The 7,037-nt window shown below is 70.3% G+C and carries 9 protein-coding genes; 5 read left to right on the forward strand and 4 right to left on the reverse strand.

The window, feature by feature from the left end:
- Window positions 1-531: acyl-CoA dehydrogenase family protein (locus ASJ79_RS15020; protein WP_255374736.1), on the forward strand; the 531-nt coding region annotated here is incomplete at its 5' end.
- 108 nt (window positions 532-639) lie between these two features.
- On the forward strand, window positions 640-861 hold the full coding sequence (locus ASJ79_RS15025) for a hypothetical protein (RefSeq protein WP_067956479.1): 222 nt from the start codon (window positions 640-642) through the stop codon (window positions 859-861).
- Between the two features lie 2 nt (window positions 862-863).
- Here ASJ79_RS15025 and ASJ79_RS15030 read toward each other — a convergent pair whose 3' ends face one another.
- Genes ASJ79_RS15030 through ASJ79_RS15040 form a run of 3 tightly spaced genes read right to left on the reverse strand, consistent with a single transcriptional unit; the run spans window position 864 to window position 3,609 of the window.
- Window positions 864-1,535, reverse strand: a complete 672-nt coding sequence (locus ASJ79_RS15030) for a DUF899 domain-containing protein (RefSeq protein ID WP_067956481.1) — start codon at window positions 1,533-1,535, stop codon at window positions 864-866.
- 22 nt (window positions 1,536-1,557) lie between these two features.
- Window positions 1,558-2,439: an LLM class flavin-dependent oxidoreductase gene (locus ASJ79_RS15035; protein WP_067956483.1), complete on the reverse strand. Its 882-nt coding sequence runs from the start codon at window positions 2,437-2,439 to the stop codon at window positions 1,558-1,560.
- Between the two features lie 45 nt (window positions 2,440-2,484).
- Window positions 2,485-3,609, reverse strand: coding sequence for a TDT family transporter (locus ASJ79_RS15040; protein ID WP_067956486.1), 1,125 nt, complete (start codon window positions 3,607-3,609; stop codon window positions 2,485-2,487).
- A 145-nt stretch (window positions 3,610-3,754) separates the two neighbouring features.
- Here ASJ79_RS15040 and ASJ79_RS15045 point away from each other — a divergent pair, with 145 nt between their 5' ends.
- Genes ASJ79_RS15045 through ASJ79_RS15055 form a run of 3 tightly spaced genes read left to right on the forward strand, consistent with a single transcriptional unit; the run spans window position 3,755 to window position 6,615 of the window.
- The gene (locus tag ASJ79_RS15045; RefSeq protein ID WP_067956487.1) at window positions 3,755-5,083 is read left to right on the forward strand and encodes a sensor histidine kinase; all 1,329 of its coding nucleotides are present in this window, start codon (window positions 3,755-3,757) and stop codon (window positions 5,081-5,083) included.
- Complete coding sequence (locus tag ASJ79_RS15050) at window positions 5,074-5,712, forward strand: response regulator transcription factor (RefSeq protein WP_067956489.1); 639 nt, start codon at window positions 5,074-5,076, stop codon at window positions 5,710-5,712. Before ASJ79_RS15045 ends, ASJ79_RS15050 begins: the two co-directional genes overlap by 10 nt.
- An 18-nt stretch (window positions 5,713-5,730) precedes the next feature.
- Window positions 5,731-6,615, forward strand: a complete 885-nt coding sequence (locus ASJ79_RS15055) for a DUF4097 family beta strand repeat-containing protein (RefSeq protein ID WP_067956492.1) — start codon at window positions 5,731-5,733, stop codon at window positions 6,613-6,615.
- 1 nt (window position 6,616) lies between these two features.
- On the opposite strand, the gene ASJ79_RS15060 is transcribed toward ASJ79_RS15055, so the two are convergent.
- A partial coding sequence (locus ASJ79_RS15060) for a nitronate monooxygenase (RefSeq protein WP_197420222.1) occupies window positions 6,617-7,037 on the reverse strand: 421 nt, incomplete at its 5' end.

Genomic DNA, 7,037 nt, shown 5'->3' on the forward strand with positions numbered 1-7,037 from the left:
CAGCGCGGCGCCCAGATCGACTTCGACGGGGTCACCGCCGAACCGCTGGGCGAGGCCGTGGACGCCTCCGCGGCGATCTCGCGTGCGCTGGTGCGGATCTCAGCGGGCCTGTGCGCCGAGGCGCTCGGCGCGATGGAGGAGGCGCTGCGGCTGACGAGCGAATACCTCACGCAGCGCAAGCAGTTCGGGGTCACATTGAGCAAGTTCCAGACGCTGACGCAGCGCGCCGCCGACATGTACGTCTCGCTGGAGCTGGCGCGCAGCATGACGTTCTACGCCAACATGTCCGTCGCCGACGGCGACCTGGACCCGGCGAAAGCGGCGCGGGCCAAGTTGCAGGTCGGCCGCTCGGGCCGTCACATCGCTCAGGAGGCCATCCAACTGCACGGCGGCATCGGCGTGACCGCCGAGTACCCGGTCAGCCACTACGCGGCGCGCCTGACGGCGATCGACCACACCCTCGGATCCAGCCAGGACCAGCTGCACGTACTGATCGGGCAACTCGGCGACTACGAGGTCGTCACGGTCTGACGCCGTCGGGAACACGCGGTGCATCGTCCCGCGTTACACCGGCACGGCAAAACGCGATACAACAGAGAGAGAACCGCAACGAGCGCCATCCAGGCAGAGGAGAGCACGATGCAGGGGAAGAAGTTCGCCGTCGCCGCGTTGATCGCGGGTGGAATCGGGGCCGGCCTTTCCGTCGGCGCCGGTCAGGCCGCCGCCGAGCCCCACTGGTGGGTACCGAAGCCGCCGCCGGGACACATCGGGCAGGTCTTCGACGTCCCGCCGGGACACATCGGTCAGTGGGTGGGTGTGCCGCCCGGGCACTGGGACCAGCCCTGGAAGCTGTTCAAGTAGCGTCAGTACTCGTCGTGTAGCCGCATCCACCCGTAGGGCGGTCCCTGCGGCCAGCCGGCCGGTGAGTCCTCCCAGTCCTCCTGACGCCCGTACGGCGTGAGGTCCAGCAGGTCGAAGACCATCATGAACGGCTCCTCACCACGGTCGAACGTCTGCCAGGTGTGGAACACCCGCTCCCCGTCGCGCAGGAACACGCTGATGGAGTGGTGTTCCTCGCCGTCCACGGTGGCGCGGAAGTCTTCGTTGAAGCTCGTCCGGCCCGACGACACCCACGGCAGATCCCATCCCATCCGGTCCTGGAACGCGACCAGCTTGCCGACCGGGGCCCGGGACACCAACACCAGCGAGGTGTCCTTGGCGTGCAGGTGGGACAGCGGGCCGATGTGGTCGGCCATCAGGGAACATCCCGAACACCCTGCGTCCCAGTCCGCTCCGAACATGAAGTGCTGCACGATCAGCTGCCGCCGGCCGTCGAACAGATCCGGCAGCGTCACCGGACCCGCCTCGGTGTCGAACACGTAGGGCGTGTCGACGAGCACCATCGGCAGGCGCCGCCGCGCGGCGCTCACCGCATCTTTGTGACGGATGAGGTCCTTCTCCCGGACGAGCAGCTCGGCACGCGCATGCTCCCACTCGTCCCGCGACACGATCGGCGGTAAGGCGGCGGTCTCCATGCCTTGAGCTTGCCACCGCCACTCAGGTGAAGTCGGCGATTACCTCGCTCACCTGGCGGACCTGGTCGATGTCCGAGCTGGTCGGGATCAGATGCACCTCGTCGGTGCCGATCTCGGCGAATCCGGCCAACACGTCCCGCAGTTGGTCGACGGTGCCGGCGAATCCCGTGGTCGGCGCCATCGCGTCGACGAACTCGGCGGGGATCCAGTTCATGTACCGCAGCAGGTGGCGGTGCACCTGGGCGCGCGGCGCGTCGCCGGCACCGATGGCGAACCAGAACGACGTCGCGAGATGCGGTTCGGCCTTGCCCGCGTCCCGCCATGCCTGTCGTGCCGCGTCGAACAGATCGCTCTGTTTGTCGAGGTTCAGGTCCAGCGTCGTGCCGGCCAGCCCGTCCGCCCAGGCCGCCGCGCTGCGCACCGTCCTGGGCCCCAGCGTCCCGACGTGCAGCACCGGGCCACCCGGCTGCACCGGCGGCGGGCCGACGGGCAGCGTCGCGTCGGTGATCTTCTCCCCCGCCCACACGCGCTTCATGATCTCGACCCGTTCGGCCATCTGCCGCATGGTCTGGGTGGCCGGGTCGGCGCCCACCGCACGGTAGTCCTCGTGGCGCCCGCCGACGCCGATGCCGACGGTGAGCCGCCCCTCGCACAGCATGTCCCCGGTCGCCAGCTGCTTGGCCAGCATCACCGGGTCATGCAGCTGCGGGATGACCACGGTCGTCACCAACCGGACCCGCTCGGTCCAGGCCGCCAACGCACCGAGCAGCGTCAGGCTCTCGGGATTGTCGAACGCGATCCGCTCACCCCAGCACAGCGACGAGAACGGTGCTCCGTCGACCAGCTGCGCCCATGACTTCAACGTCGCCCGGTCCAGACAGGGCTCCATCACCGGCATCGTCATCCCGATACGCACGTCGGGGATTCTGGCACGCCGGCCGGTGGGTGCTCAGCGCGCCGGTCCCGGCGGGTCCTTGTGTGCGCGGATCGGATCCGCCGCCGGCGGCGTGAACAAGGCGCCGCGCAGTCCGCCGCGGACCGTGCGCGCGGCGACCAGGAACCACGTGCACAGCAACCCGACATAGGCGACCGCGGCGGCGTAACGGAAAGCGGGCAGCGCGGTGTGCAGCGCCAGCTGGCTGGTGCCGGTGACGAACGTGCCGACCGGGAACGTCAGGCTCCACCAGGTCAACGCGAACGGCATGCCGCGGCGCAGGGTGCGCACCGTCAGCGCCGTCGCCAGGCCGATCCACAACACCGCGAAGCCCCACACCGGCACGCCGTAGAGCACCGCGAAGACCGCCATCCCGTCGGCGACGCGCGCGTCGACCGCCAGCGCCGCGTCCGTTCCGAGCATGCCTGCGACGGTGACGGATTGGCCCAGCGGTCCCAGCACGATCCACAACGTGGGCACCCGCGCGGTCCCCGAGGTGCCGAAGTGGGCCAGGCGACTCCACACCATGGTGATGATGATCAGTGAGGCGATCAACGAGAGCCCGAACATCGCGTAGCAGCCGTACAGCATGGTGGCCCGGCCGGCGCCGTCGGCGATGTGCGGGAGCAGCAGGCTGCCGGTGGCCGCGGACACCATCGGCGGCACGACGGGCATCAACCACCCACCGAACGCCGCATCGGGTTCGACGCGGTACTGGGTGAACATCAGATACGGGATGCTCATCGCGGTGTACAGACCGGCGAGGGTGCCCGTGGTCCACAGCACCCACGCCACCGTGACCGCCGCCTGCTCCCCGATCAGGTCCGTGCCGACCAGCAGCGCGCCCGAGGCCACCGTCAGCAACGCCATCGGTGCGGCCCCGTAGAAGTGGGCCATCTGCGGGTTGCGGACGTGACTGCGGGCCACCGCCGGGTGGCGCAGCCAGTGCGCGAACGTCGCGAAGAGCAACACCAACAGCCACAGCGCCGAGAGCACCCAGACCACCAACGCGAACGCGCGCAGCCCCGGGATCTGCACCGGAAGCGACGCGCCTGCGGTCGCGACGATGCCCGTCCCCATCACCGAGGCGAACCAGTTCGGCCCCAGATAGCCCAGGACGGTGGGCGGCGGGTTCGTCATGCGGTCAGTATCGTCGCGGCGAGCAGGCCCGCGCCCTGGCGGTGCGAGACGGGCACCATCGGATCGGCGGGGTGGGGGTTATCCCCCGGCACAATCTCCGGGAAACGCTGTGTCGCCGCGGCGCCCCGATCCATAGGTTGGAGACATGACCGCAGTCACCGACACCGACGCTGTCACCGACCGAGTTCTGGTGGACACCCGCGACGGCACCACCGCGGCGCGCCCCCGCGTGCTCAGCCTCGCCGCGAGCGCGTCGCTGCTCACCGGCGGCGCGCTGGCGGTGGTGTGGTTCTGGATCCCGTTGGCAATCCTGGTGATCGGGATCTCGTCGATCCCCAGCATCGTCGGGGCCGTGCTGGCCGGTGTCGTCTTCATCTACCTGATGCGCGGCGTCGACCACATCGAACGGGTCCGCAGCGAGGCCGTGTTCGGCATGGGCATCGCGGTCCCGCCGCGCCGGCTGTCCCCGTACACCGGGTTCCAGCGCTGGGCCCACCAGTTGTGGCTCGACGTCAGCAGCGCCCGGTTCTGGAAAGCCGTGGCACATCACTATCTACGCATGATCTACGACGCGCTGATCACCGGTGTCGCAGTCGGTCTCGCGGTGTTCGCGTTCGTGGCGCCGGCCGTCGCGATCGCCGTCGGACACAGTGACCCCGAGGCCGGCCTGTCGTTCCTGCCCACCCCGATGGCCTGGCTCCTGGCCGTCGTCGCACTGGTCGCCGCGGTGGCGCTGGTGGTGTTCGCCCCCAAGCTGGACGCGGTGATCGACCGCTGGCTGCTGCCGCCGTCCCCGACCGCCGAACTGCAACACCGGGTCAGCGCGCTCGCCGACGCCCGGCAGGGAGCGGTGACGTCGGCGCAGACCGAACGGCACCGCATCGAACGCGATCTGCACGACAGCGTCCAGCCCAGGCTGGTGTCGCTGGCGATGACGATCGGGCTGGCCCAGACCAAACTCGACTCCGACCTGCCGGCGGCGAAGGCGCTGATCGCCGAGGCCCACGACGACGCCAAGAGCGCTCTGGTGGAGTTGCGCAACGTGGTCCGCGGGATCGCGCCGACCATCCTGTCCGACCGCGGCCTCGACGCGGCACTGTCGGCGGTGGTGCAGCGCGCGACGAATTCGGGCGTGCCCACCACGCTGAGCGTCCATCTTCCGCGCCGGCTGCCGGACGAGGTCGAGGCGTGCGCCTACTTCGTCGTCGCCGAGGCACTGACGAACGTGAGCCGGCACGCCGGGGCTTCGCACGCGGCGGTCACCGTGCGCCTCGACGAATCCGCGAATCAGTTGCACGTCACCGTGTTCGACGACGGGCACGGTGGGGCGCGGATCGTGGAAGACACCGGCAACATGGAAGCCACCGGTCTGCGCGGACTCGACGAACGGGTGCGTGCGGCGCAGGGCACGTTCTCGGTGGCCAGTCAGCCCACCGGACCCACGATCGTCTCCGCGGTGCTGCCATGCGGATAGTGATCGCCGAGGATTCGGCACTGCTGCGGGCCGGTATCGAACGGATCCTCACCGACGCCGGTCACCGGGTCGTGGCCGGGGTGCCCGATGCGACCAATCTGCTTCGCCTGGTCAACGACGAGCGGCCCGACCTGGCCATCCTGGACGTCCGGATGCCGCCGACGTTCACCGACGAGGGAATCCGCGCGGCGGCGCTGCTGCGTAACCAGAACCCGGAGTCGCCGGTGCTGGTGCTGTCGCACTATGTCGAGGAGCGCTACGCCGCCGACCTGATCGCCTCGGACACCCGGGGGTTCGGGTATCTGCTCAAGGACCGCGTGGCCGACGTCCCGGCGTTCCTCGACGCCGTCGAGGTCGTGGGCTCCGGCGGGACCGTGCTCGACCCCGAAGTGGTGTCCCAGATCCTGGCCCGGTCCCACCGCCGCAACGCGCTCGACGCGCTGACGCCCCGCGAGCGGGAGGTCCTGCAGCTGATGGCGGAGGGCAGGACGAACGCGGCGATCGCCGCGGCGCTGCACATGTCGGTCGGCTCGGCCGAGAAACACATCGCGTCGATCTTCACCAAGCTGGACCTCGCGCCCGACGAGAACCGCCGCGTCCTCGCCGTGTTGCGCTACCTCGAATCCTGAAGTCCCGAAAGGATACTCGTGACCACCACGCTGGCTCCCCCACCGCCTCCCGCCGCTCCGCCGCCGCAGCTGTCCCCCGGCGGGCGCACCGCGATCCGCACGCTGCTGATCCTGGCCGCGGCCGCGTTGCTGACCGCAGTCGTCGCGCTGTCGGCGACCGCTGCGTGGGGCATCAGCACGTTCCGGGTGGTGAAGGACTCGATGCCGCTGCCCGCCACGTTGACGTCCGTGGTGATCGACACCGGCTCGGTGCCGGTGGCGGTGCGCCTCACCTCCGACCGCGAGTCCCGCGAGCCCAGGGTCGACATGCGCATGGTCAACTCCACCCGGGCCGGCGCCGAGCCGTTGGCGGTCACCGCCGACGGCACCACGGCGCGGGTGACGATCGACGCGGAGCCTTCGGAGTTCCTGCGCTGGAGCCGCGCCGGAGAGATCACGCTGGTGCTGCCGCCCGAGTTGGCGCGCCGGCTGACCGTGACCACCCGGCAGGAAATGGGTGTGGTGTTCGCCCAGACCGATCTCGACCAGTTGAACGCCAGCACCGTCGACGGCGCGGTGGTCCTGAGTGGCTCGGCGCGTCGCGTCGAGATCACCAACGAGCACGGCGACATCACCACCCGGGAACCGATCTCGGTGACCGAGTCGTTCCGCGCGACCACCACCACCGGCGACGTCAGCGTCGACTTCGCCGAGGCCCCCGGCACCGTGGACGCCGTGACCGAGCACGGGGACGTCGTCATCGCGCTGCCGCCCCCGGGACCGTACTTCGTCGACGCGACCACGGGATCGGCACCCGGTTCGACGGTGGTGCGGGTGCCGCAGACCCGGGACCGCGACGCCGCGACGACGGTGGTCACGGCGCGGACCGAGACGGGCGACGTGGTCGTCGACGACGAACGCTGATTCAGGCGGTCAGCGCCGCGACGATGTCGCCGACCGAGCCGGCCCGGGCGGCGCGGAATCCCGTTCCCGCCCAGACGTTCACCGCCTGCGGGTCCCCCGCGCGCACGGCCGCGGCACGCAGCGGGCTGGTCAGGTGGTGCACCTCCGGATAGCCGAACGGGGCGTGTTCTTCGTGCTCGATGATGAACCGGTTGCGGAGTCCGCGCGCGTAACGCCCTGAGAACGCCTTCGTGACAACGCTTCCGGTGAATTGCGGGTCTCTCAGCGCGGCGCGGTGGACCGGGCTGCTGCCCGCCTCGTCGGACAGCAGGAACGCGGTCCCCAATTGCGCGGCCGCGGCGCCGGCCCGCCGAACCCGGCCGATGTCGGCGGCGGGCCTCAGCCCGCCAGCTCGGCAGAGCTGCGGGTAGGGAGAGAGGGTA

It is taken from the genome of Mycobacterium sp. NAZ190054, from assembly GCF_001545925.1.
In the GTDB taxonomy this organism is placed as follows: Bacteria; Actinomycetota; Actinomycetes; order Mycobacteriales; family Mycobacteriaceae; genus Mycobacterium.

Coding starts and splice junctions, on each gene's coding strand:
- ASJ79_RS15025 (WP_067956479.1), top strand. CDS start 640: ATGCAGGGGAAGAAGTTCGCCGTCGCCGCGTTGATCGCGGGTGGAATC.
- ASJ79_RS15045 (WP_067956487.1), top strand. CDS start 3,755: ATGACCGCAGTCACCGACACCGACGCTGTCACCGACCGAGTTCTGGTG.
- ASJ79_RS15035 (WP_067956483.1), bottom strand. CDS start 2,439: ATGACGATGCCGGTGATGGAGCCCTGTCTGGACCGGGCGACGTTGAAG.
- ASJ79_RS15050 (WP_067956489.1), top strand. CDS start 5,074: ATGCGGATAGTGATCGCCGAGGATTCGGCACTGCTGCGGGCCGGTATC.
- ASJ79_RS15040 (WP_067956486.1), bottom strand. CDS start 3,609: ATGACGAACCCGCCGCCCACCGTCCTGGGCTATCTGGGGCCGAACTGG.
- ASJ79_RS15030 (WP_067956481.1), bottom strand. CDS start 1,535: ATGGAGACCGCCGCCTTACCGCCGATCGTGTCGCGGGACGAGTGGGAG.